We start from the raw sequence: 23027 nt of genomic DNA, 5'->3' as shown, positions 1-23027 counted from the left end.
GGGCCGATCTGGCCCCCTCGCGGGCGACGGCGGGATCGACAGAGTCTCGCGGTGACGGCGACGGTCCGCTGATGGATGACGGTGTGCGCTCCAAGGGTCGCGGTGGCGTACAACCAGGCCCATGGCTGACATGGGGGGCGCACGCCGGCGGAGCGGGCGGCGCTGGCTGTGGATCGTGGCGGGGATCGCCGCTCTGGGGGCGGTGGCGGCGGTGGTGGGGATCTGGCACCTGCCGGATCGGATGTACACCGACCAGGCGGCGCGGGCGGCCCTGCAGAGTGGACTGCTGACCGCGGCCGCCGCGTTGACGGCGGTCGCCGGTGGTCTGATCGCCCTGGACGAGACGCGGCGGGCGAACGCGAACACGCACGTCCGAGAGCTCTATGTGGAGGCCGTGAAGCTCCTCAATGATCATGAGCGCGGAATCCGGCTGGCCGGGATCTACGCGCTTGAGCGCATAGCCGTCGACTCGCCCGCGGACCAGCGGACCGTCGTGGAGGTCCTGTCCGCGTTCGCGCGCGACCGCAGCGCCGATCCCGACCTGCGGCCTGCCTCCCCTGACCCGGCCTCGCCGGTGCGTGCGGCGGTTGACGTGCATGCGGCGGTGACCGTGCTGGCCCGCCTGCCCGGTCTCGCTGGTGTGCCCCGGTCGGATCTGCTGGGGGCTGACCTGACCGGCCCCGCCGCCCTGCATCGCCTCCAGGCCGTCGACGGGAACCTCGCGCATGCCCAGTTGGTCGGCGCGGATCTGACGTTCGCCCGGCTGGAGGGAGCGAATCTCGCCTTTGCTCAGCTGGAGGGGGCTGATCTGACGTCCGCCCGGCTGTTCGGGGCGAACCTCGCCTACGCCCGACTGGACGGGGCGAACCTCGCCCATGCTGGTTTGAGCGTGGCGGACCTCAGCTGTGCCCGGCTGGTCGGGGCCGATCTCACCAGCGCCTGGCTGGAGGGAGTCAACCTCGCCGGTGCCGAGCTGGGCGGGGCGAATCTCGCCAACGCTGTTCTGCACCGAGCGAACCTTCTGGATGCGCTCGGGTTGTCACAGTGGCAGGTGGATGTCGCCTGGGGAGATGGGCAGACGCAGCTGCCACCGGGGCTGAGGCGCCCGGCGTCCTGGGTGACAGGGGGATGACGCCATCGGATCCCGCGTTGCGCCACTCGCGTAAAGATAGTCAACGACGTTGACGGCTGGCCGCGAGTTAGATGATCTTGAAATCCCGCAGGCAGCAGTAATCCTGTCAACGACGGACGGATGCTCTGCTCCGCTGTGGTGTGGTGTGGTGTGGCCGGCCGGCGGGGGCCTTCGGCTCGCCGCCGCCTGCTCGGGGAGCCCGCCGCAGCGCGTGGGCTGGGGTCAGGCGCCCTGGGCGAGTTCGAGATCCGCGATGGCAGGCTCGCCGCCCGGGTGTGCGAGGACATCCCGCAGTGCGTCGGCGACCTGTTGCGAGACCTGCCCGGGCAGGCCGTGCCGGGCCCAGACCGCCAGCGGGAGGGGCGTGGGCTCGGGAAGGTCGTGGCGGGCGACGAGGCCTTCGGGGGTCTGGCCGAGGGTGGCCATCAGTGCGATGCCGAGGCCGGCGCCGACCGCGGCCTGCACCCCGGCCAGCTGGATGGCCTCCGCGCCGATCACCGCGGGGATCGCGTGGAACGACAGCGTTTCCAGCGCCCGGGTGCGCAGCGCGCAGGGCTGGTCGAAGGCCACCACCGGGATCGGTTGCGCCGCGGCGGGACGCCGCCAGGTGGGGGCGGAGTACCAGGTCAGCTCCAGCTCTCCGACCGGGTGCGCCCGGAGGTCGTCGGCCGGGCCGAGAAGCAGCGCCAGATCGATCCGCCCGGCGTCGAGCCCTTCGCGCAGCGAGGTGCCCCGGTCGATGCGGAACCGGACGCGGTGGTGGGGCAGCGACTGCTCCAGCGCGGTGGCGAGGAACGGCAGCAGCTGGGCGGCGCCGTGCTCGGTGGACCCGATGAGCACTGTCTCCTCGGCCTCCAGGCCGAAGTTGTGCAGGGTCTCGTCGTGCAGGCTGAGGATCCGCCGGGCCTGTGCGAGCAGATGTTCGCCGTCACGGGTGAGGCAGGAGCCGCGGCCCTGGCGCTCGACGAGGACCCGGCCGGTCGCGGCCTCGAGGCGGCGCACGTGCTGGCTCACCGCCGCCTGGCTGAGGTGCAGCGACAGCGCGGCGCGCTGGAAACCGCCGCAGTCTGCGACAGCGACGAAGCTGCGCAGCGGTGCGATGTCCAACGTCCGTCTCATGCCAGCCAGAGTACTCGGAAACGTACCATGTTCATCGGGAAAGTGGGAAATAATCACAGCCCGCGATAGATCGCCATTACGAACCATTGTTGGACATCTGGCCCTGGGCAAAGCATGCTCATCGCCATGACCCAGTTGACCACCGTGCTGCTCACGTGTTGTCGCTGGCTTGACCTTGCGCGTAGCCAGGCAGCCCGCTGTAGCTGACCCGAACCGGGTCACCGACCTGCGCTGCCCTTGTTCTGCTCCGCCGTCTCCTGACGCGTCGCCGTGCCCGCAGGCGCGGGACGTTCGTCGTACCGCACCGCCGCTGACCTGATCACCGGCCGCGCGGCCGGTGATCAGGTCAGCGGCCGCGCGAGGTGCAGGGCTCTCGCTTCCCACCCCACCCCACCGCACGCCCGTCGCCGCAATGGTGTCGACCCGGCGGACCGGCAGGCCGGCCGGTCCGCGCCGGCGGTCCCGACCGTCCGATCCCAGCTGGACGTCCGCAGTCCGACCGCGCGGACGCCGGCGGAGCTCCCGTGTGCTCGCGGCCCAACCACCAGGAAGGTTCCACCGAATGTCCACTCGCACGCTGAAGCTCGGGGCCGTCCTCATCGGAGTCGGCGGCCCCGGGCAGCACAACACCTGGCTCAGCCCGGAGATCCCGGGCAACGCCAGCGTGGACGTCCGCTGGTACATCGCCCGCGCCCAGGAGGCGGAGGCCGCGAAGTTCGACCACATCTTCATCGTGGACAGCCAGTTCATCACCGCGGACTCACCGAACCACTACCTGAGCCGGCTGGAGCCACTGACGCTGCTGTCCGCGGTCGCGGTGCACACCAGCCACATCGGGCTGGTGGGAACGATCACGACGTCCTACAACGAGCCGTTCAACGTCGCCCGGCGGTTGGCCTCGCTCGACCACATCAGCGGCGGGCGGGCCGGCTGGAACGTCGTGACCAGCGGCGACGCCGGAACGGCGGGCAACTACAGCCGCGACGAGCATTACGACTACACGACCCGGTACGGCCGTGCCCTCGAGCATGTGCGGATCGCGCAGGGCCTGTGGGACTCCTACGAGGCTGATGCCTTCCCCCGCGACAAGGAGCGCGGGGTCTTCTTCGACCGCAGCCGTCAGCACCCGCTGAACCACATCGGTGAGTACTTCTCGGTGGTCGGGCCGCTCAACCTGGAGCGGACCCCGCAGGGCCAGCCGGTCATCTTCCAGGCCGGCGACTCCGAGGAGGGCCGGGACCTCGGCGCGAGCATCGCCGACGCGATCTTCACCCATGCCCAGACGCTGGAACAGGCGCAGGCCTTCCGCACCGAGCTGCGGGCGCGGGCGGCGGCCAAGGGCCGCGACCCCGAGCAGGTGCTGATCATCCCGGGCATCTTCCCGATCATCGCTGACACCGACGAGGAGGCCCGGGCCAGGGAGGAAGCGACGTTGGGGGCGAAGAGCTTCGCCCGCGCGCTCGCGGAGCTCGGGCGTCCCTTCGGCTGGCACGACTTCTCGCAGTACGACCTTGACGCCCCGTTCCCGGAGGTCGGCGACGCCGGCGCGCTCAGCTTCCGGACCCAGGCGGAGGGGATCAAGAAGCTTGCGCGGGAGAACAACCTGACCCTGCGCCAGGTCGTCGAACACCAGCTCCGGGCGTTCCGCTCGCCGTTCGTCGGCTCGCCGCTCACCGTCGCGAACGAGATCCAGCGCTGGTTCGAGGCCGGCGGCTTCGACGGCATCAACATCATGGTGACGGTGCCGAGCGAGTTCGCCCGCTTCACCGAGCAGGTGCTGCCGATCCTGCGGGAGCGCGGTGTCGCCCGCACCGAGTACGAGTCGACGACGCTGCGCGGCAACCTCGGCCTGCGCGTGCCGGAGAACCGGCACACCGCGGCCCGGCACCAGTCCCAGCCCACAGGGATCGACGGTGCCGCGCCCCCGGAGGTCGAGGCCGGATTCGCGGACGCACCCGCCGCGGCGCCCGCCTCCGGGCCGGCGGAGTCGACGCTCGTCTCCTGAGTCCGCCATGAGCCCGCCTGCCGCTGAGCCCGCCTGCCGCTGAGGCGGCCACCCGCCTACGAGCCCGCCCCTTCGGTGCCCCGCCGGCCTCCTTGAGCCCTGTCCGCCTGCTCAGCCCTGTCCGTCTGGTTGGCGCCTGCCTCTTGCCCCTGTCCCGGTCCCTGCCTGTCTCCTGATGCCCCGGCTCGCCCGCGGGTGGCCGTCGCGATCTTCCACGAACCACGGTCCTCCCCTGCCGGAGCCTGAACAAAGAAAGAGAACCATGACCTCGGAGCGACACCTGGTATCCACGCACCGCCGCAGAGGTGGTGTGATCCTCGGGGCCCTGACGGCGCTCGCGGCCCTGCTTCTGGGTGCCTGCGGCAGCGGCGGGACCAGCACCGCAGCCGGGGCCGGTGGCTCGGCCACGCTGAAGTGGGCGTCCTCCTACTTCCCGACCCACTGGGAMCCGGTGGTCTCCGGCAGCGGCGCCCAGTTCCGCCAGCTCGCGCTGGTCTACGCGTCCCTGACCCGCACCGACACGAAGGGCAACGCGGTTCCCGACCTGGCCGAGAGCTGGGATTACAACGACGCCGGTGACGAGGTGACCTTCCACCTGCGGCCGAACATCACGTTCAGTGACGGTGCCCCGGTCAACGCGGACGCGGTGAGGAAGGCGATCGAGCGGGCCAAGACGCAGAAGGACTCGGCCCTGTTCGGGGACCTCACCTCGATCGAGTCGGTGACGACCAGCGGCGACCTCGACGTCGTCGTCCATCTCACCCAGGTCGACCACCAGATCCCGCTGCTGCTCGGCCAGCGGGTGCTGCAGGTCGCAAGCCCGCAGGCCGCCGCCGACCCGGCGAAGCTCGACCAGAACCCGGTCGGCGCCGGCCCGTTCATCGTCGAGCAGCTGATCCCCGGCACGAAGGCCGTCCTGAAGAAGAACGACAGGTACTGGGACGCGGCGAACATCCACATCGACCGGGTCGAACTCGTCTCGGCGCCGGACCCGGCGACCGTCGTCTCGGGCCTGCAGACCGGCGTCTACAACTTCGCCGACATCCTGCCGAGCCAGGCCAAGGCCGCGAAGGCCGCCGGCCTCGACGTCTTCGTGCAGCCCGGCTTCAACGCCTCCAACATCAGCCTGAACATCAACAAGCCGCCGTTCGACAACCCGAAGGTCGTCGACGCCGTCCGGCACGCGGTCAACCGCCAGGAGTTCGTCGACAAGATCACCTTTGGCTATGGCTCGGCGACGAGCCAGCCGTTCCCCGAGGGCTACATCGCCTTCGACCCGCAGTCGAAGGACCCGTACCCCCACGACGCCGCGAAGGCCAGGCGCCTGCTGAGCGAGGCCGGCTACGAGCCCGGTGAGATCAAGCTGGAGCTGGTCATCCCCTCCGAGAGCCCGGCCGCGGAGATCGTGCAGTCCCAGCTCGGCGCGGTCGGCATCACCCTCGACATCAAGATTGACAAGAACTGGACGACGCCGTTCTTCGCCAAGGACCTGACGATCTCGCTGTACGGCACGACCGGGCGTGACTCCGCGGCACAGACCCTCACCGCGCACTTCGGGCCGGACGGGCCGCTGAACCTCAGCTCCCCGTACGAGCCGGAGGGCTTCGAGGCGGCGATCGCCAAGGTCCGCGAGACGCCGCTGGACGCGCCGGACTACCCGCAGGTCCTGCAGGCGGCCACCCGCGCCGGGCTGGAGAGCAAGGCGCTGGTCTTCACCCACTCCCAGCCGAACCTCTACGCCAAGAACACGGCGATCTCCGACCTGCCCGCCAACCCCGGTCACGTCGAGTGGACGGGCGTCACCTTCGGCGACTGACCGCAGTCGCCGTCCCGCCCGAACGAGAGGAGGCAACCCCATGACGGTGAGCACGGCTGACACCCTGGTCGTGTCCGACCGACGTGGACGGGTCGCCGCGACCAGGGCGCGGCGGGCAGCCGTCCGCGTCCTGGTCACCCTCGCCCGCTCAGCCGCGATCTTCGTCCCCGTCTTCCTGGTGGCGACGTTCCTGACCTTCGCGCTGCGGGCGATCAGCGGACTCAGCCCGGCACAGATGCAGCTCGGCGAGAACGCCACCCCGGAGGCGGTCGCCCRCATCGAGCACGAGTGGGGCCTCGACCGCCCCTTCCTCGCCCAGTACTGGACGTGGTTCGAGAACATCCTGCGCGGCGACCTGGGCTCCAGCTGGTCGAACGGCGCCGACATCGACGAGCTGATCGGCAACGGCCTGGCTGTCAGCCTGTCGGTGGCGGCACTGGCCCTGGTCATCGGCGTGGTCGGCGGCTTCGGGTTGGGCACGCTGGCCGCGCTGCGCCGCACCACCTGGGTCGACCGGGCGATCACCGGCTTCACCACCTTCATGGCGGTCACGCCGCCGTTCGTGGTCGGCATCGTCCTGGTGGCGGTCTTCGCGGTGGGCCTGGGCTGGCTCCCGGCCGCCGGCTACGTGCCGGCGGCCGCGGGGGCCTGGCCGTGGCTGTCCCACATCCTGCTGCCCGCGCTGGCGCTCAGCTTCGACACCATCGCGGACGTCGCGCGGCAGCTCCGGACCGGCCTCATCGCCGCCTACCAGGAGAACTACGTGATCGGCGCGAAGGTGCGCGGGCTCAGCCCACGGCGGATCTTCTTCCGGCACGTACTGCGCAACGGCACCGGGCCGGCGCTCGCGGTCCTCGGCCTGAAGTTCCCCACCCTCATCGGCGGCGCCGTCGTCACCGAGTGGATCTTCGGCCTGCAGGGGTTCGGGCGGTTCGCCAACGACTCGGCGCAGGCCGGCGACGTGCCCGCCGTCCAGGGCGTGCTGGTCGTCTCGATCGTCCTGGTCGTCACTTTCAACCTGATCGTCAACGTGGCCCTGGCACGGGTCACGCCGGCCTCGCAGAGGGGCGTGTGAGATGGTCCGTCGCATTCTCGGCCTGCGGGCCGGGCGGGTCGCCGTGGGGATCCTGTCCGCGATCGCGCTGCTGGCGATCCTCGGCCCGGTCCTCGCCCCGCAGGATCCGTTCCTGACCCGCCCGGAGACCCTCGCCGGGCCGTCCTGGGCACACTGGCTCGGCACCGACTACCTGGGCCGGGACGTGTTCAGCCGGCTGCTCGACGGGTCGCGCACCAGCGTGCTCGGTGCCGTGCAGGTCGCGCTGATCGGCCTGGTGGCAGGTGCGGTCCCCGGCATCCTGTCGGTGTATCTGGGCCGCGCGTTCGAATGGCTGACCCTGCGGGCCGCCGACACTCTCATCGCCCTGCCGTTCCTTGTGTTCGCCGTGGCCGTCACCGCGCTGCTCGGCAACGGGATCTCCCAGGCGATGCTCGTCGTCGGCGTGCTCGTCTCGCCGCTGTTCTTCCGGGTGTCACGGGCGGCGACGCTCGCCGTCGCCCGGTCGCAGTACGTGGAGGCGGCGCTGATCTCCGGAGGTTCGGTCGGCTGGCTCGTGCGCCGCCATGTGTGGGGCAAGGTGCTGCCGCCGATCGCGGTGGCACTCGCCCAGACCATCGGCACCGGGTTCATCGTCGTCTCCAGCCTGACCTTCCTGGGCATCGGCGTGCAGCCGCCGGAACCGACCTGGGGTGGCCTGCTCGCCTCCGACCTGGGCTACCTGGCGTACCAGCCGTGGGCACCGGTGGTGCCGGCCGCCCTGATCATGGCGACGGTCTGGGGAAGCAACCTGCTGGCCGACGCGATCCGGGACGTCTCCGGCGAGGCCGGCCGGACCCTGGTCAACAGCCGCCGGGCCCATGCCCGCCGCCTCGACAGCCCCGAACCGCTCACCGCCGGAGGTACCACCCGATGACAGGGACCCTTCCCGACAACCCGGCAGACGTGGTCGTGCCGACGGACACGGTCGTGCCGACGAACTCCGTCGTACCGGCGGACGCCGGCCCCGCGGCGGCCGCGGTCGTGCTGGCGGTCCGGGACGTCCGGATCCGCGACGAGGTCAACGACCGCGAGATCGTGCACGGCGTCTCGTTCGAGCTGCGGCCCGGCCAGGCGATCGGCATCGTCGGGGAGTCGGGCAGCGGCAAGACGCTGACCTGCCGGGCGGTGCTCGGCATCCTGCCCGACCACCTCGTCGTTTCCGCCGGTTCGGTCCAGATCGCCGGCCGGGACATCGGCGGCCTGACCGAGCGGGAATGGACGGACCTGCGTGCGTCGACGATCAGCGCGGTCTTCCAGGATCCCGCCTCCTATCTCAACCCGTCCATCAAGGTCGGGCCGCAGATCACCGAGGTCCTGAGGGCCAAGCTGGGCCTGGGCCGGCGGGCGGCGCGGCACCGGGCGATCGAGCTGCTGGCGGCGGTGCGCCTGCGCGACCCCGAGCTGGTCTACGACCAGTACGTCTTCGAACTGTCCGGCGGGATGCTGCAGCGGGTCCTGATCGCCACGGCGATCGCCGCCGACCCGCAGGTCCTGATCGCCGACGAGGCGACCACCGCCCTCGACGTGACGGTGCAGGCGGAGATCCTCGACCTGCTGGCCGACCTGCGGGAGCGCATCGGGCTCACGCTCGTCGTCGTCTCGCACGACCTCGCGGTCGTCGCGCAGCTGTGTGACGAGGTCCTGGTGATGCGTCAGGGCGAGGTGGTGGAGCACGGGCCGACCGAGGACGTCCTGTACCACCCGCGGCACGAGTACACCAGGCTGCTCATCACCGAGCACGAGCAGTACGGGCTGGAACGGTACCTGGACGGGCCGGCCGCGACCGCCGTCGCGGGGGAGTCTCCGGACCTGCCGGATTCCCCCGAGTGGCCGGCGTTGCCGGTGCGGCGGAAGTCGCCGGATCGGAAGGTGCTCGACGGTGTCCGATGACGACGACAGCCGGCCGGTGCTCGACGTCGCAGACCTGGAGGTGCACTACGGCCTGCGGCGCAGGCGGCGCCGGGCGCTGCACGGCGTCTCCCTGACGGTGAACCGCGGCGAGACCGTCGGCGTGATCGGGGAGACCGGCTCGGGCAAGTCGACCCTGGCCCGGGCGGTGCTCGGCCTGGTCCGGGCCACCAGCGGACGGATCACCATCGCGGGGGAGGAGGTGACCGGCTACTCCTCGCAGCAGTGGCGGGCGCTGCGCCGGCGCGGTGTCGTCCAGTACGTCTTTCAGGACCCGCTGCGCAGCCTCGACCCGGATCTGACGGTCGAGGAGTCGCTGATCGAGCCACTGCTGATCCAGGGCGTGCCCCGCGCGGAGGCGGCTGCCCGCGGCCGTGCCTACCTGGCCCGGGTGCGCCTGGCGGACGACCTGCTCGGCAGGCTGCCCGGGGAGCTCTCCGGCGGCCAGCGCCAGCGAGTCGCCGTGGCGCGGGCGCTGGTCTCCGAGCCCAGCCTGATCATTCTGGACGAGCCGGTCAGTGCGCTCGACTCCGCCAACCGGGTGGGCGTACTGGAGATCCTCAAGGAGCTGCGGGACGCCGGGGTCTCGCTCGTCTTCATCTCCCACGACCTCGGCTCCGTCGTCGGCGTCGCCGACCGGATCGCCGTGCTCTACCAGGGCGAGATCGTCGAGGTGGGCCCCGCACGCACGATCATCAAGGCCCCGGGCCACCCCTACACCCGCCTGCTCGTCGGCTCGGCACCCACGCTGCGCTCCGCCTCGGCCAGCCGGGCCGAGCGCGAGGCACTGCGCGCCCTGCTGCACGCACGGACGGAAGCCGACCTCGCACCGGCGCGCTGACACCTGCCGGAAAGGAAACCAGATGAGCCGCACACTCCACCTCGCCCTGAGCGCCTACGGCGTCGGTGGCCCCGGGCAGCACGGCCTGTGGAAGGACCCGCGCGTCCCGGCGAACGCCAGCATCGACATCGACTACTACATCCGGCAGGCGAAGACCGCCGAGCAGGCGCTCTTCGACGCGTACTTCATCGTCGACAGCCAGTTCATCAACGCCGGTTACCCGGCGCACTACCTGAACCGGCTCGAACCGCTGACCCTGCTGTCGGCGGTGGCGACGCACACCCGGTCGCTCGGTCTGGTCGCCACGGCCAGCTCGACCTACAACTCGCCGTTCAACCTCGCCCGGCGCTTCGCCTCGCTGGACCAGATCAGTGGCGGGCGCGCCGGCTGGAATGTCGTCACCAGCTTCGACACCCAGACGTCCCGCAACTACGGCCTGGACGAGCACCTCGACTACGCCACCCGCTACGGGCGTGCCCTGGAGTCGGTGCAGGTGGTCCGCGGGCTGTGGGACTCCTACGAGGACGATGCCTTCCCGGCCGACGTCGAGCGGAACCTCTTCCTCGACCCGACCCGGCTGCACGCCCTGAACCACGTCGGCGAGCACTTCAGGGTGGCCGGCCCGCTGAACCTGTCGCGGTCCCCGCAGGGGCAGCCGGTGATCTTCCAGGCAGGTGTCTCCGAGGAGGGCCGAGACCTGGCCGCTCGGGTCGCGGAGGGGATCTACGCCCCCGGCGAGTCACTGGAGCAGGCCCAGGCCTACTTCCGCGACGTCAAGGCCCGCGCGGCGGCGCTCGGTCGCGAGCCCGACCACGTGGTGATCTTCGTCGGCGCGAGCCCCGTCGTCGGCGGTACCGATGCCGAGGCGCACCGGATCTCCCGCGAGATCTTCGACGCCGACAACGACTTCGACCGCAAGCTCGCCTTCCTCGGCCGCGCGTTCGGCGCGTACGACTTCGGCCAGCACGACCTCGACGCGCCGTTCCCTGATGTCGCGCACCTGGCGGAGAAGGGCGGACGTACCCACGGCCTGAAGCTCGTCCAGCGGGCCCGGGAGTCCGGGCAGACCCTGCGGCAGGTGGTCGAGACCGTCACCGAGTACCGCCCGTCCCCGTTCACCGGCGCGCCCGACACCGTCGTCGACACCATCGAGCACTGGTTCCAGGCCGCTGCCACCGATGGCCTCAACCTGCGCTTCCGTACTCTCGACGACCTCGATCGCTTCGTCGCCGACGTCGTCCCGCTCCTGCAGAAGCGCGGCCTGTTCCGCACCGAGTACGAGGGCGACACCCTGCGCGAGAACCTCGGCCTGCCGTTCCCCGTCAACCGCCACACCCTGGCGCGGGAAACCGCGGACCGGGAGGCGGCCGTCGCCGGCACGGAGGGCACGGTATGACCACCGTCGCGGCGACGGGCGGCCGGGACGTCCACACCGTGCGGTTTCCGCTGACCACGCCGCCGGCCGAGGTCGACGTGCTGATCGTCGGCGCCGGCCCGGTCGGGCTGTCGGCCGCGGTCGAGCTCACCGCCCACGGCGCCCGGGTCGCGGTCGTGGACCGCGCCCACACCGCCACCCTGGTACGGGCCGGCGCGATGGGCCACACCCCGCGGGTGGTGGAGCACTTCCGCCGCTGGGGCCTGCTGCAGCGGATCCGGGAGGAGTGGACCTTCCCGCCAGAGTGGAACCGGGGCATCCGGCTGGTCACCTCGCTCGTCGGCCATGAGCTGGGCCAGGCCCGCGGTGTGTCCTTCACCGGCCCGGGTACCGGACGGCACTCCTCGCAGGAGGCGTTGCGCCGCCCGCAGACAGCCCTCCAGCAGGTCTTCCTCACCCATCTGGCGGAGCGCGGCGTGTCCGTGAGCGGCGGCTGGCAGCTGGACGAGCTGCACGAACGCGCCGATCATGTCGCCGCCAGCCTGGCGGCGGTCGGCCCGCGGCCGCCCAACACTCCGGCGGATGGCAGCGCGGCAGGCGGTGGGACGGTCAACGGCGCGGTCACGAACAGTGACACCCGGCGGATCGACGTCCGGGCACGGTATGTGATCGGCGCGGACGGCGGGAGCAGCACCGTCCGCCGGCTGGCCGGGATCGATCGCGAAGGCGAGCACGCCCCCGACAGGCGGCTGCGCCTCGTCGTCCGCACCGGCGACATCTCCGGCGTCGTCGGCGCGGCGCCCAGCGGCACCAACGTCGTGTTCAACCAGAAGGCCGCGGGCTTCCTCGCCGCGATCAGCACCCGCGAATGGCGGGTGTACGCCGGGCCGTACCCACTCGACCACACCCCCGACGAGGCCGAGCTGCTCGACGTCGCCCGCGCGGCGTTCGGGTTCGACCTCGACCTGGAGCTGGCCTCGGCGACGACCTTCCACGACGCGACCCGGATCGCGCGGACGTTCCGCCGCGGCCGGGTGCTGCTCGCCGGCGACGCCGCCCACGTGCGCACCCCCGGCGGCAACCTGGGCGAGGGCTTCGGTGACGTGGTGAACCTCGGCTGGAAGCTTGCCGCCGTGCTCGCCGGCCAGGCGCCCGACACGCTGCTGGACTCGTACGACCAGGAGCGCCGTCCGCACAACTGGCGGGTCGCCGACCACGCGCTGGAGCGCGGACGGCGCTCCCGGGACCTGCTGGCCGAGCTGCGGGCGGGCGGCATTCCCGACGACGCCGACACCAGCGCCCAGGCGGCCGAGCGGCGTGCCGAGATCAGCGCCCACATCGGCCGGGAGCGGTTCGAGGCGACCGGCGTGACGTTCGACGAGCGCTACGACGCGTCCGCGGTGATCTGGTACGAGGCCGGCCAGCTGGACGCCGAGACGCCGTGGCGGGCGGACGTCTACGAGGATGACCCGCGCCCGGGCCATCGCGCGCCGGACGGCTTCGTCGACCCCTACGGCGACACGCTCTACGACCGGATCGGCAGCTCCTTCGCGCTGCTCGCGCTCGGTTCGGACCGCGCGGTGGAGGAGGCGTTCGCCACCGAGGCGTCCGCTCGCGGGCTGCGGTTCACCGTCGTGCACCTCACCGACCCGTCGGTGCGCGCCCTCTACGGCGCCGACAACGTACTCGTCCGCCCGGACCAGCACGTGGCCTGGCGCGGCGGTGAGCTTCCCGCCGGCGGCGCTGGCGCCGTCCTCGACCGCGTGCTCGGTGCCGGGAGTCCGGAGGTACCGGCCCCCGCCCTCCCGGTCCCCGCGGGCACCTCCGCTCTGCCGGCGTTGAAAGGCGTCCAGGCATGACCGACGTGCCTCCCGGGGGCGGCCGGCCGCGCTTCCGGCTCGGGTTCCTCACCCACGTCCAGGGGCGGGCCGGCGCCACGGCGGCCTACCGCAACGCCCAGGAGCTGTTCGTCGTCGCCGACGAGCTCGGCTTCGATGTCGGCTGGGTCGCCCAGCACCATGTGCCGCTCGGCGGGGGCGGCCTGCCCTCCCCGTGGACGTTCCTCGCCTACGCCGCCGCCCGCACCCATCGGATCCGCCTCGCCACCGCGATCACGATCCTTCCGCTGGAGGACCCGGTGCGCCTCGCCGAGGACGTGTCGGTCGTCGACACGCTCAGCGGTGGCCGGGTCGAGATCGGCGTCGGCAGCGGCGGCAGCGAGCTGGAGTACGCGGCCTTCGGCCGGGACATCACCCGCAGGCGCGAACTGACCAGCGAGGGCCTGGCGGTGCTGCGCCGGGCACTGGCGAACCAGGAGGTGGGCGCGGCGGGCTTCACCATCCAACCGGCCGCGCATGACTTCACCGACCGGATCTGGCAGGGCGTCTTCAGCGGGCCCGGGGCACGGTACGCCGCCCAGTCACGCTCGAATCTGCTCCTCAACCGGGCGACCTACGGCTACGACGAGCCCACCGACGAGGTGCAGCGTCCCTGGGCGGACGCCTATCTCGCCGCCTGGGACCAGCCACGGGCGCCGCGGGTCGGGCTGTCCCGGTTCATCTTTCCGGCCGCGGACCGCCGCACCGCGCTGGCCCAGATCGGCCCGGACGTCCTCGCCGCCGCCCAGCGGTTCGCCGAGCGTGGTGCCTTCCCGCCGGGCATCGACACCGACGAGGCGCTACGCCGCTTCCACTCCTTCTACGGACACCCGGAGGAGGTGACCGAGGCGCTGCGCCGGGAGCGGGTGCTGCCGGTGGCCACCGACCTGATCGCCCAGTTCAACCCGGCGGTGGTCGACCAGGACGCGGCCATCCGCGCGCTGGAGCTGCTCGCCACCGAGGTCGCGCCCGCCCTGGGCTGGCGCCCCGCGACGGCGCCCGATTCCGACCTGGCCGGAGTCTGACCTGGCCGGAGTCTGACCCGATGGCCAGCCGCCGGCCGGCACGCCACCTGCCCTGAACCAACCGCGTGTCACCGAGCCGCGCCGACCAGAAGTTCACGTCCCGTCCTCCGCGGTGCCGTCCTCGAGGGTGCTGGCCTCTGCGGCGCGGGCGCCGGTGTCCGCGGCGAGCGCGCCGCTGTCGTAGCGGCGCAGGAGGCGCTCCACCAGCGCGCGTGTCTCGGCGTGGCCGTCGGTGAGCCCCAGCGGGTCCTCGGCGACGAAGCCGCGCGAGACGGCGCCGATGAGGAAGAGCAGGGCGGCGGGCGGGATGTCGTCCGGGCCGGTGCCGAAGTCCGGCAGTCGGCTGGCGAGGAGTTCCGCCTGCTGCCGGCGGAACCGCCGGGAGTACTCGGCGATCTCGTCGCGGATGCTCTTGCGGTGGTTGGCGAGGGCCATGAACTCGGAGAGCAGCGCGGTGCGGGCCGGCTCCACACTGAGCTCCCACAGGGCCCGCAGCGGCTGCGGCTCGGTGAACACGCGGGCCTGCCGGGCGAGGTTCTTCTCCGCGCCGTACCGGAAGACGGCGAGAAACAGATCATCCAGGGTCGGGAAGTAGTAATGGATCAGAGCTGGAGTGACCCCGGCCGCCTTCGCGACGCTCCGCGAGCTCACCGCGGCGTAGCCGTCCTGCCGCATCAGGCGCTCGGTGACGTGGATCAGGAGCGCGCGGGTCCGGGAACTTTCGGCGCCGGTACGGCGGGGGCTGACCATAACCGCATTGTGGGTCACGCCGCGGGAGCCGCTCGCTGTACTCCCGCTCAGCTGCGGTTCTCCCGGCTGGGCCGGATCGTGTGGAAGCCGTCCGTGGCTCCGTGCAGCACCAGCGACCACCGGCTGCTGCCAGCTGAGGACCAGCGGTGCGACCACCAGGTCAGCGACGCGTGGGCGACGGAGAAGCCATAGGGCAGCGGGGTGACGGCCGGCACCCCCATCAGCAGCCGGTGGGCCGCCTCCACCGTCTCTCCGTGGGCGATGACCAGCACGCGCTGGCCGCGGTGCAGCTCGGTCAGCTCCCGCAGGCAGCCGCCCGCGCGGATGAGAAACTCGCTCCAGCTCTCCGAACCGGGCGCGAACGGCTCCTCCGGCCGGTCCGCGGGAGGCCCGCCGAACTCGGCGATGATGTCCGCCCACGGCCGTCCGTCCGCCTCGCCGTGATCGGGTCCGGACAGCCGCGGCTCCGCCGCCACCGGCAGGCCGAGCTCGTCGCAGACGATCTGTGCGGTCTCCCGCACCCGCAGCCGCGGCGCCGCGTAGGCCATGTCGATCGGCCGCGCCGCGTGCAGGGCACGCAGCGCCCGGGCAAGGCCCGCCGCCTGCTCGCGGCCCCGCGGGGTCAGCCCGGTGCAGCCGCGGTCGCCACCGGCGACCCAGGCGATGTTGCAGTGTGCCTCGCCGTGCCTTACCAGCAGCAGATCCGTGTCGGTGTCGGACATCCGGCGGCCCCCCGTCCCGTGGGTTCATCCCGAACCCTGCCGGTGCGAGCCGGCGTGGTCAGGTGAACGGGCGCAGCGGCGCGGACGGGTAGGCGGATCGCCCAGGTGCGGTGGCTTTGTCCGCTGCAAGGTTCACTGCGAGGTCCGCTGCGAGGCGCCCGAAGTGGCGTTCGACGGCGGCCAGCCAGGCCAGCGGTCGGCTGGCATGCGGGCTGTGGTCCGCCCCCGCGATCACCGCCAGGTGCGCGCGGGAGACGGCCCGGGCCAGGGTGTGCGCCGAGTCACGCAGGCTCGAGTCCCGCTCGCCGACGATGACCGTCGTCGGGCAGCCGATCTCGCCAAGCCGGTCGACCATCGACGGGTATGCCCCCAGCTCACGGCCGAACGCGACCAGCGCCTCCGGATCGATCCGGCCGAGGCCCTCGACCTGGTGGTCGGCAGCACTGCCGTGGCGCTCGGCCGCCCCGGCCCGCTCGTCGACGACAGCGAGCTCGCTCGGGCCGCCGTCGGCCGCCGGCTCCGGGTCATGCGCGCCGTGGACGGCGGTCGCGATCGCCGCGGCACCCTCCAGCAACGCGGACACGACCCGCCGGGCCGCCCCGCCCGTCGCGGAGGCCGGCTCGGCAGCGGTGTCGACGAGAACGAGGGAGCGCACCCGCTCCGGATGGTCGAGCACGTAGCGCAGTGCCACCACTCCACCCATCGAATGGCCGACCAGGTCGACGGCGCGCAGGCCGAGCGTGTCCAGCAGCGCGACGAGGTCCGCCAGCAGCAGATCGAAGGTGTAGGACGGGCGTCCGCCGGCGGCCCGGTCACTGGCACCGTGGCCACGGTGGTCGTAGGCGATGACCCGTCGGGTCGTGGCCAGCTCGGGAGCCACCCGTGCCCAGTCCGCGGTGGTCCCCGCGATGCCGTGGACGAGAACGACCGGGGTGGGGTCCGACCGGGTGGTGTCGACGGCCGCGGGGTGCAGGTCCTCGACGTGCAGGTCGAGGCCGGCCGCCACGCAGATCCGGCGCACCGCCGACCTTTCCGCGGGCCTTCCCGCCGCCCCGTCCGCGGACTGGTCCACCGGCGCCTCGGACGCGGTCCCGTCGGCCGGCCGGTCAGCCGTCTGGTCAGCTGTCTGGTCAGTCATGGACCGCACCTCTCGTCGGGCGTCCCGTCGTGTGTCCATGCCAGTGTGTCTATGCCGGTGTGTCCATGCCGGACTGGCGTCGGGGCGGGGCACGGAACCCCACCCCGACGCCGGATCCGGAGCCGGCCGTCACGCGGTTGACCAGCGACGGTCAGCCTGCCATCCGGCCGGGCAGTCTGCTGGCCGGACAGGTCAGCGGGTCAGCGGGTCGGCTGGTCTGCCGGCAGTCGACCGGGTCGATTGGGTCGACTGGTCAGGGAGCGTCCGCGTAGCGGAGGTAGGGCTTGATCTCCTCGACGTTGCTGAGCTTCGCCCGGGCGTCCTCGGTCGACAGGGCCGGCGAGACGATCACCCGGTCGCCGGGCTTCCAGTCCGCCGGGGTGGCGATCGGGTTGGCGTCGGTGGCCTGCAGCGCGTCGATGACCCGGACGATCTCGTCGAAGTTGCGGCCCACCGACTTCGGGTAGGTGAGCGTGAGGCGCACCTTGTTCGCCGGGTCGATGATGAAGACCGAGCGCACCGTGGAGGTGTCCCCCTCGCCGGGGTGGATCATCCCGTACAGCTCGGCGACGCTGCGGTCCGGGTCGGCGACGATCGGGAAGTTCAGCGGCGTGCCGCCGACCTCGCCGATGTCCGGGGCCCAGCCACGGTGGTCCTCGACCGGGTCGACGGACACGGCGAGCGCCTTGGTGTTGCGCTTGGCGAACTCGGTCTGCAGCGCCGCGGTCCGTCCCAGCTCGGTGGTGCACACGGGCGTGAAGTCGGCCGGGTGGCTGAAGAAGACCACCCAGGAGCCCTCCTTCCAGGCATGGAAGGAGATGTCGCCCTCGGTGGTGGCGGCAGTGAAATCGGGCGCGATATCGCCCAGCCGAAGGCTCACAGAAGAGTCCCTTGTTCGGTAGCGGTGCACGGACGTCCGCCAGGGCCGGCCGCCCTGGCATCCCTGAAACTACCCAAGCCGTCGCCGCCATCCGCTGCACCAGGCGTGCGTGATCAGCATCTCGGGGCCGGGCTGATCACTCCTGCGGGCATGTGATCAGATGTCGCGCGCACCCACGCGGGGTGCGTGGGGAGGGATTTCCGCATGCCGGAACGTGAGGATCAGCTTGACCTGCCCGTCCCGGTGGCAAGGCAGGCGAAGGCGTCACGGTCGCCGTCGCGGTTGAGGGCTACCGGGATACCGATGTCGGCCCAGTGGGCGGGGCTGGCCCTCGCGCTGTTGTCCGTTCCGGCGGGTGCGGGCGGATGGTTCCTTGCCGGCGTGCTGGGTGCCCCGCCGCCGGCCGGAGTGGCTGTCGGCGTCGCGATGTTCCAGCTCGTGCTGGGGTATCTCGTGCTTCCGGTGCTCGTCATCAGACGATCACGGCCGTGCGCGGAGCCGATGCGTGGCCGGGTCATGGCGGCGGCCGCGCGGGTCGGCAGGCCGCTGTCCGACGTGCGGATTCTGCCGAACCGGCGCGGTCCGGTGCACAACGTGGGGGCTGTCGGGCTGCTCGGCCGCGATCACGTGATCCTGGGGAAGGAGCTGGCAGCGGCCAGCCCGGCGGAGCTGGAGGCCCTGGCCACGCACCATGTCGCCAGGCTTCGCACGCCGGCCGCCCACCTCGTCCTCCCGGCAGGCACTGCGATCTGGGTGGCGTGCGCCACGCTGATCGGGTGGCAGGACGAAGGCGTGCCGCTCACCGTCCTGCTGACAGCGTGTACCGGAGTGCTGGCCTCCTCGTTTGCCCAGACCATGGGACTGCGGGYTGCGGACCGCCGAGCTGACCGCAGCACGGCAGCGGCGGTGGGCGCGCGCTCTCTTGCCGATGCGTTCGAGAAGCAGCAGCAGGCGGCAGCGCTGGTTCCACCCGGGTTCAGCCTGTGGCTCTGGCTTGCCCTGCCGCAACCCCGCCTGCCGGAGCGCCTCCTCCGTCTGTGGGCCGCACCGTCCGCTCCTTCGACGGCTGTACCAGCAGAAGTTGAACACGTTCAAATCGAGCGATAACGTGACCTGACGCGATCACCGACCCAGGGGAGTCCGGAGTGGAGACCGAGGACGGTGAACCTTCCGGCCGCTCCGGCCTCGGCGGCCGGCCCGCGGTGAGCGGGGGAAGGAACGCGGGGAAGGGCGCCGCGACGCGGGCGCTGATCCTGCAGACCGCGCTCGCGTCGTTCCGGGACCGCGGCTACGACCAGACGACGATGCGGGGGATCGCGCAGTCGGCCGGGGTCTCGCCGGGGAACGCCTACTACTACTTCAGCTCGAAGGAACAGCTGGTCCAGGAGTTCTACGCCCTGATCCAGGACGGGCACCGGCTCCGGGCCACCGAGGCGTTGCAGTCCCGCGGGTTCGCGGAGCGGCTGCGTGGGGTGCTGCACGCCGGCATCGACGAGATGACGCCCTACCACGCCTTCGCCGGGTCGTTCATCCGGGTGGCGATCGCCCCGACGTCGACATCCAGCCCGTTCAGCCCCGAATCGGCCGCAGCGCGGGACGCCGCGATCGGGCTGTTCCGCGAGGTACTCGACGGCTCCGACGCCCGCCCCGCCGGGCCTCTCGGCAGGGACCTGCCCGAGCTGCTGTGGCTCGCCTACCTCGGCATCACGCTGTACTGGGTGTACGACACCTCGCCCGGGCAGGCCCGCACCCGGCAGCTGGTCGACGGTTCCGCCCGGATGATCGCCCGGGCCGTCCCGCTCACCCGGCTGCCGGGCCTGCGCGGCGTCGCCGACGACCTGCACACCCTGGTGGCCGGCCTCCGTGGGAGGGCATCGTGAAGATCGTCATTGCGGGCGGCACCGGGCACCTCGGGCGCCTGCTCGCGCGTTCGCTCAGCGGCGCGGGGCACCTCGTGGTCGTGCTCAGTCGGCAGCCGGACGCGCAGGTGCCCGGCGCCCGCCTGGTGCACTGGGACGGGCGCACCGCGGGAGCATGGGCGGCCGAGATCGACGGTGCGGACGCGGTGGTCAACCTGGCCGGGCGCACTGTGAACTGCCGTTACACCGACGCCAACCTGCGGGAGATGATGAATTCGCGGGTCGACTCGGCCAGCGCCGTCGGCGCGATGATCGCCGGGGCGGCACGGCCGCCCCGGGTATGGCTGCAGATGAGCACCGCCACGATCTACGCGCACAGCCATGACCGCGCCAACGACGAGGCGACCGGCGTCATCGGCGGCTCCGAGCACGGTGTTCCGGCCTACTGGGCGTACAGCGTCGACATCGCGCGGAACTGGGAACGCGCCCAGACCGACGCTCCGACCCCGGACACCCGCCGGGTCGCGCTCCGAACGTCGATGGTGATGGCTCCCGGTCGGGGCGGCGCGTTCGACATGCTGCTCCGGCTGACCCGGTGCGGCCTCGGCGGGCCGGTCGGCGGCGGGCGGCAGTACATGTCCTGGATCCACGGCCGCGACTTCGCGCGGGCCGTCGACCTTCTTCTCGCCGACGACACATTCGCGGGGCCGGTCAACCTGGCTGCGCCGAACCCGCTGCCGCTGCGTGCCTTCATGGCGGGCCTGCGCGGTGCGGCCGGCGTGCGGCTCGGGCTGCCCGCCACGCGTTGGATGGCGGAGATCGGCGCCTTCGCGCTCCGCAGTGACACCGAACTTCTCCTGAAGAGCCGCCGCGTGGTGCCGGGCCGCCTGCTCCGCGCCGGCTTTGTCTTCGACTTCCCCACCTGGCCCGGCGCGGCCGAGGATCTGGTGGCCCGGGTACGTGACGGCGCTGGTGGCACCGGTGGCACCGCGGGCGCCTGATGCCGGTCCCATCCCGGCTCCGGCTTCGGGTGAGCGCGTCGCGGCCGGTGACCAGCGGCGGTGCCCACGTTGACGCGAACGTCAGGACCACCGGTCGGCTGAGGCCAGGCGCTGCGGGTCCCGCGATTACCAGGGGACTGGATGCTTGCTGAGCTGCCCGTTCTCGTCTACGTTGACGTCATGTTCTCCTAACATTGACGTCGACGCCAGGCAGAACCACGACGAGAACAGAACACGACGAGAACGGCACCACGACGAGAACCATGACCAGACAGAACCATCTCTGGCGCGATGTTCAGGAGTCGATGTGCGGGGGCGGGTACACGCCGGCCCCCGGGTTCCGGCCGCCCGACCTGTTTCGGAAGGCCTAGGCATGGCCCGGTTTCCCGGTGCTTTTCCGGGATGGCGGGCCACGGGCACCGCGCTGCACGCGAGTATCTTCACGTGCCGCGGCGAGAAGCAGTGCGAGGCCTTCACCGTAATGCCTTGACTCTCAGGAGCGCATCGTGATCACCACCTCCGAAGCCGACCCCAACGAATCGAACGTGCCGCGCTCGCGCCGAGGCGCCGAGACCAGGACGCGTCTCGTGAAGGCGGCGAAGTCGGTGTTCGAGGAAAAGGGCTTCCACGAGGCCCGGGTGGCGGACGTGGCCGAGCGTGCGGGCCTGTCCCACGGCTCCTTTTATCACTACTTCGACTCGAAAGACGAGATCTTCCGCGAGGTCGCGGCGACGATCGACACCGAGCTCAGCGCCGGAATGCGCATCATTCTCGACCGGGAGTCCACGGCGACCCCCCGGGAGCGACTCGCGGCGGCGATCCGGGTCCATTTCGAGGCCTACCGCGAAGAAGCGCGCATCATGAGTGTGATCGAACAGGTCGGGCGGCACGACGAGCGGATCCGCGAGCTGTGGGACGGCCTGTACTGGAACCACAACACCGACGTCGCAGCGTCGGTGGAGAACCTGCAGCGCCACGGGCTGGCCGACCCCGACCTCGACCCGGTGGTGACGGCAGCGGCGTTGGGCGCGCTCACCTGGCGCTTCGCCGAGCAGTGGCTGGTGCAGGGCCACCCCGACCGCCAGTTCGACGCCACCCTCGAGCAGATCACCCGACTCTGTGCGAACGCGCTGTGCCTTCGTGACCCGGTTCGTCCACCGCGCGCCGGGCAGGCACGGATGGCGCCGTTCGTGGAACCGCTCGCCGAGCCCGACACGGATGCGTCCACGGGGCGGCCGATGGTGCCGTCCGCCCCGGCCTCGGTGCCCTTACCCACCGCGCTGTCGGACCCGTTACCGGCGGCGCACCCCTCACCCACCATGCCGCCGCCTTCCGCACCGCYGCCCGCCGGGCCAGCGGCGCTACCAGCCCTCTCACCTGCGGTGCTGTCGGGCCCGTCCGGGCCGTCACCACGCACCGGCGGGCCGGCCGACCGGAGGAGAAGGCTCTACGACCTGACCGGCCGGGTCGCGATCGTCACCGGCGGCGGGACCGGTATCGGCGCCGCCACCGCCCGGCTGCTTGCCGAGTACGGGGCCGACGTGGCCATCGCCGCGCGCACCGTCGCCGACCTGGAGCGGACCTCCGCCGAGGTCGAACAGGCCACCGGCCGGCGCTGCCTGCCCATCCGCACCGACGTCAAGGTCGAGGACGATGTCGTCCGGCTGGTGGGGAGCACCGTCGACGAGCTCGGCCGCGTGGACATCCTGATCAACAACGCCGGCGGGACCCGGATGGGCCCGCTGGCGACCCTGCCGACCAAGGGCTGGGACGCCAGTTTCGACCTCAACGTGCGTGCGGCGTACTTCTGCACCCGGGAGGTCGGTCGTCATCTGATCGCGCAGGGGTCGGGCGCGATCGTCAACATCTCCTCGGACGCGGGTCTGCACGGAGTGCGGGGCGGGGCGCACTACGCCTCGTCGAAAGCCGCGCTGCAGATGTTCACCTCGGTGGCCGCCGCCGAATGGGGACCCCACGGGATACGGGTCAACTGTCTCGCCGTCGGCCCGGTCGCCTCCGCGCGGGCCGTGGCCGCCTGGCAGGTGGCCGGTATCGACACCGCCGAGTTCAGCAGTTCCACGCCTCTCGGGCGCCCCGGGACCCCGGACGAGGTCGCCCAGGCGATTCTGTTCTTCGTGAGCGACGCCGCGTCCTATATCACCGGGCAGACTCTGGCCGTCGACGGCGGCCCGCATATGGGCGGGATACGGGAGACGTGAAGCGGCCGCGTACTGCCCGCCGGATTCCGGCCGCGACGCAGAAGGAAAGCGGGAACCGGACGCCGGTCGTGAAGAGGAACCCGCTACCGAGTCGGCGCCCAGTCGCTGCGTCGAAAGCCTAGGGCACATCCGCGGTCGGGACGGCCGCGCGCGCTCCGCCCCGTCCGAAACGGTGACCACCGCGGGTACCTCTCCCGCGCACAGTCCATACTGAACGCACCGAATGAAATAAGCGCATAAAACGCACGGAACGCACCGTCCAGA

The 23027-nt window shown here is 71.9% G+C and carries 19 protein-coding genes; 14 read left to right on the top strand and 5 right to left on the bottom strand.

From position 1 onward, the window contains the following. Positions 1-121: 121 nt before the first annotated feature. On the top strand, positions 122-1132 hold the full coding sequence (locus CC117_RS14350) for a pentapeptide repeat-containing protein (protein WP_071084318.1): 1011 nt from the start codon (positions 122-124) through the stop codon (positions 1130-1132). 222 nt (positions 1133-1354) lie between these two features. Here the strand turns inward: CC117_RS14350 and CC117_RS14345 are convergent, their stop codons facing one another. Beyond that, positions 1355-2251 carry a LysR family transcriptional regulator gene (locus CC117_RS14345; protein ID WP_071084316.1) on the bottom strand — a complete coding sequence of 299 codons (897 nt, stop codon included), beginning with the start codon at positions 2249-2251 and terminating at the stop codon, positions 1355-1357. A 562-nt stretch (positions 2252-2813) separates the two neighbouring features. On the opposite strand from CC117_RS14345, the gene CC117_RS14340 reads away from it, so the two are divergent. The 9 genes from CC117_RS14340 (at position 2814) to CC117_RS14300 (ending at position 14194) form a co-directional block, all read left to right on the top strand. Beyond that, complete coding sequence (locus CC117_RS14340) at positions 2814-4256, top strand: LLM class flavin-dependent oxidoreductase (protein ID WP_071084314.1); 1443 nt, start codon at positions 2814-2816, stop codon at positions 4254-4256. Positions 4257-4518: 262 nt separating this feature from the next. Next, the gene (locus tag CC117_RS14335) at positions 4519-6072 is read left to right on the top strand and encodes an ABC transporter substrate-binding protein (RefSeq protein ID WP_071084313.1); all 1554 of its coding nucleotides are present in this window, start codon (positions 4519-4521) and stop codon (positions 6070-6072) included. A gap of 40 nt (positions 6073-6112) precedes the next feature. Further along, positions 6113-7147: an ABC transporter permease gene (locus CC117_RS14330; RefSeq protein ID WP_071084311.1), complete on the top strand. Its 1035-nt coding sequence runs from the start codon at positions 6113-6115 to the stop codon at positions 7145-7147. A 1-nt stretch (position 7148) separates the two neighbouring features. Then, positions 7149-8042 (top strand): ABC transporter permease, encoded by an 894-nt coding sequence (locus tag CC117_RS14325; RefSeq protein ID WP_071084309.1) that lies wholly within the window; start codon positions 7149-7151, stop codon positions 8040-8042. After that, entirely contained in the window at positions 8039-9058 is a 1020-nt protein-coding gene (locus CC117_RS39005; RefSeq protein WP_084132089.1) for an ABC transporter ATP-binding protein, read from the top strand. The genes CC117_RS14325 and CC117_RS39005 overlap by 4 nt, the downstream gene beginning before the upstream one ends. After that, entirely contained in the window at positions 9048-9917 is an 870-nt protein-coding gene (locus CC117_RS39000) for an ABC transporter ATP-binding protein (protein WP_241830096.1), read from the top strand. Before CC117_RS39005 ends, CC117_RS39000 begins: the two co-directional genes overlap by 11 nt. A gap of 22 nt (positions 9918-9939) precedes the next feature. Then, a complete protein-coding gene (locus CC117_RS14310; protein WP_071084305.1) occupies positions 9940-11313 on the top strand; it encodes an NtaA/DmoA family FMN-dependent monooxygenase in 1374 nt (457 codons plus the stop codon). After that, entirely contained in the window at positions 11310-13151 is a 1842-nt protein-coding gene (locus tag CC117_RS14305) for an FAD-dependent monooxygenase (RefSeq protein ID WP_071084303.1), read from the top strand. The genes CC117_RS14310 and CC117_RS14305 overlap by 4 nt, the downstream gene beginning before the upstream one ends. Further along, positions 13148-14194, top strand: coding sequence for an LLM class flavin-dependent oxidoreductase (locus CC117_RS14300; protein WP_071084301.1), 1047 nt, complete (start codon positions 13148-13150; stop codon positions 14192-14194). The genes CC117_RS14305 and CC117_RS14300 overlap by 4 nt, the downstream gene beginning before the upstream one ends. A gap of 93 nt (positions 14195-14287) precedes the next feature. Here CC117_RS14300 and CC117_RS14295 read toward each other — a convergent pair whose 3' ends face one another. From CC117_RS14295 to CC117_RS14280, 4 genes are all read right to left on the bottom strand, one after another. Continuing rightward, positions 14288-14944 carry a TetR/AcrR family transcriptional regulator gene (locus CC117_RS14295; protein ID WP_071084299.1) on the bottom strand — a complete coding sequence of 219 codons (657 nt, stop codon included), beginning with the start codon at positions 14942-14944 and terminating at the stop codon, positions 14288-14290. A 47-nt stretch (positions 14945-14991) separates the two neighbouring features. Beyond that, positions 14992-15666: a histidine phosphatase family protein gene (locus CC117_RS14290; protein ID WP_071084297.1), complete on the bottom strand. Its 675-nt coding sequence runs from the start codon at positions 15664-15666 to the stop codon at positions 14992-14994. Positions 15667-15724: 58 nt separating this feature from the next. Further along, positions 15725-16804 carry an alpha/beta fold hydrolase gene (locus CC117_RS14285; protein ID WP_198541846.1) on the bottom strand — a complete coding sequence of 360 codons (1080 nt, stop codon included), beginning with the start codon at positions 16802-16804 and terminating at the stop codon, positions 15725-15727. A gap of 253 nt (positions 16805-17057) precedes the next feature. Further along, positions 17058-17684: a peroxiredoxin gene (locus CC117_RS14280; protein ID WP_071084293.1), complete on the bottom strand. Its 627-nt coding sequence runs from the start codon at positions 17682-17684 to the stop codon at positions 17058-17060. Between the two features lie 204 nt (positions 17685-17888). Here CC117_RS14280 and CC117_RS14275 point away from each other — a divergent pair, with 204 nt between their 5' ends. From CC117_RS14275 to CC117_RS40120, 4 genes are all read left to right on the top strand, one after another. Continuing rightward, a complete protein-coding gene (locus tag CC117_RS14275) occupies positions 17889-18791 on the top strand; it encodes a M48 family metalloprotease (RefSeq protein WP_131803069.1) in 903 nt (300 codons plus the stop codon). Between the two features lie 38 nt (positions 18792-18829). Beyond that, positions 18830-19564 carry a TetR family transcriptional regulator gene (locus tag CC117_RS14270; RefSeq protein WP_241830095.1) on the top strand — a complete coding sequence of 245 codons (735 nt, stop codon included), beginning with the start codon at positions 18830-18832 and terminating at the stop codon, positions 19562-19564. Next, positions 19561-20544, top strand: coding sequence for a TIGR01777 family oxidoreductase (locus CC117_RS14265; protein WP_071084288.1), 984 nt, complete (start codon positions 19561-19563; stop codon positions 20542-20544). Before CC117_RS14270 ends, CC117_RS14265 begins: the two co-directional genes overlap by 4 nt. A gap of 506 nt (positions 20545-21050) precedes the next feature. Continuing rightward, positions 21051-22763, top strand: coding sequence for a glucose 1-dehydrogenase (locus CC117_RS40120; RefSeq protein ID WP_321572611.1), 1713 nt, complete (start codon positions 21051-21053; stop codon positions 22761-22763). Positions 22764-23027: the final 264 nt, after the last annotated feature.

The organism is Parafrankia colletiae (genome assembly GCF_001854655.1).
Taxonomy (GTDB): domain Bacteria; phylum Actinomycetota; class Actinomycetes; order Frankiales; family Frankiaceae; genus Parafrankia; species Parafrankia colletiae.
The sequence above is the reverse complement of the archived record's forward strand: the minus strand, read 5'-3'. Positions and strand labels throughout refer to the sequence as shown.

Excerpts from the sequence above, each read along its gene's own strand:
- CC117_RS14350 (WP_071084318.1), top strand. The coding sequence starts at position 122 with ATGGCTGACATGGGGGGCGCACGCCGGCGGAGCGGGCGGCGCTGGCTG.
- CC117_RS14345 (WP_071084316.1), bottom strand. The coding sequence starts at position 2,251 with ATGAGACGGACGTTGGACATCGCACCGCTGCGCAGCTTCGTCGCTGTC.
- CC117_RS14340 (WP_071084314.1), top strand. The coding sequence starts at position 2,814 with ATGTCCACTCGCACGCTGAAGCTCGGGGCCGTCCTCATCGGAGTCGGC.
- CC117_RS14325 (WP_071084309.1), top strand. The coding sequence starts at position 7,149 with ATGGTCCGTCGCATTCTCGGCCTGCGGGCCGGGCGGGTCGCCGTGGGG.
- CC117_RS39005 (WP_084132089.1), top strand. The coding sequence starts at position 8,039 with ATGACAGGGACCCTTCCCGACAACCCGGCAGACGTGGTCGTGCCGACG.
- CC117_RS14310 (WP_071084305.1), top strand. The coding sequence starts at position 9,940 with ATGAGCCGCACACTCCACCTCGCCCTGAGCGCCTACGGCGTCGGTGGC.
- CC117_RS14305 (WP_071084303.1), top strand. The coding sequence starts at position 11,310 with ATGACCACCGTCGCGGCGACGGGCGGCCGGGACGTCCACACCGTGCGG.
- CC117_RS14300 (WP_071084301.1), top strand. The coding sequence starts at position 13,148 with ATGACCGACGTGCCTCCCGGGGGCGGCCGGCCGCGCTTCCGGCTCGGG.
- CC117_RS14295 (WP_071084299.1), bottom strand. The coding sequence starts at position 14,944 with ATGGTCAGCCCCCGCCGTACCGGCGCCGAAAGTTCCCGGACCCGCGCG.
- CC117_RS14290 (WP_071084297.1), bottom strand. The coding sequence starts at position 15,666 with ATGTCCGACACCGACACGGATCTGCTGCTGGTAAGGCACGGCGAGGCA.
- CC117_RS14285 (WP_198541846.1), bottom strand. The coding sequence starts at position 16,804 with ATGACTGACCAGACAGCTGACCAGACGGCTGACCGGCCGGCCGACGGG.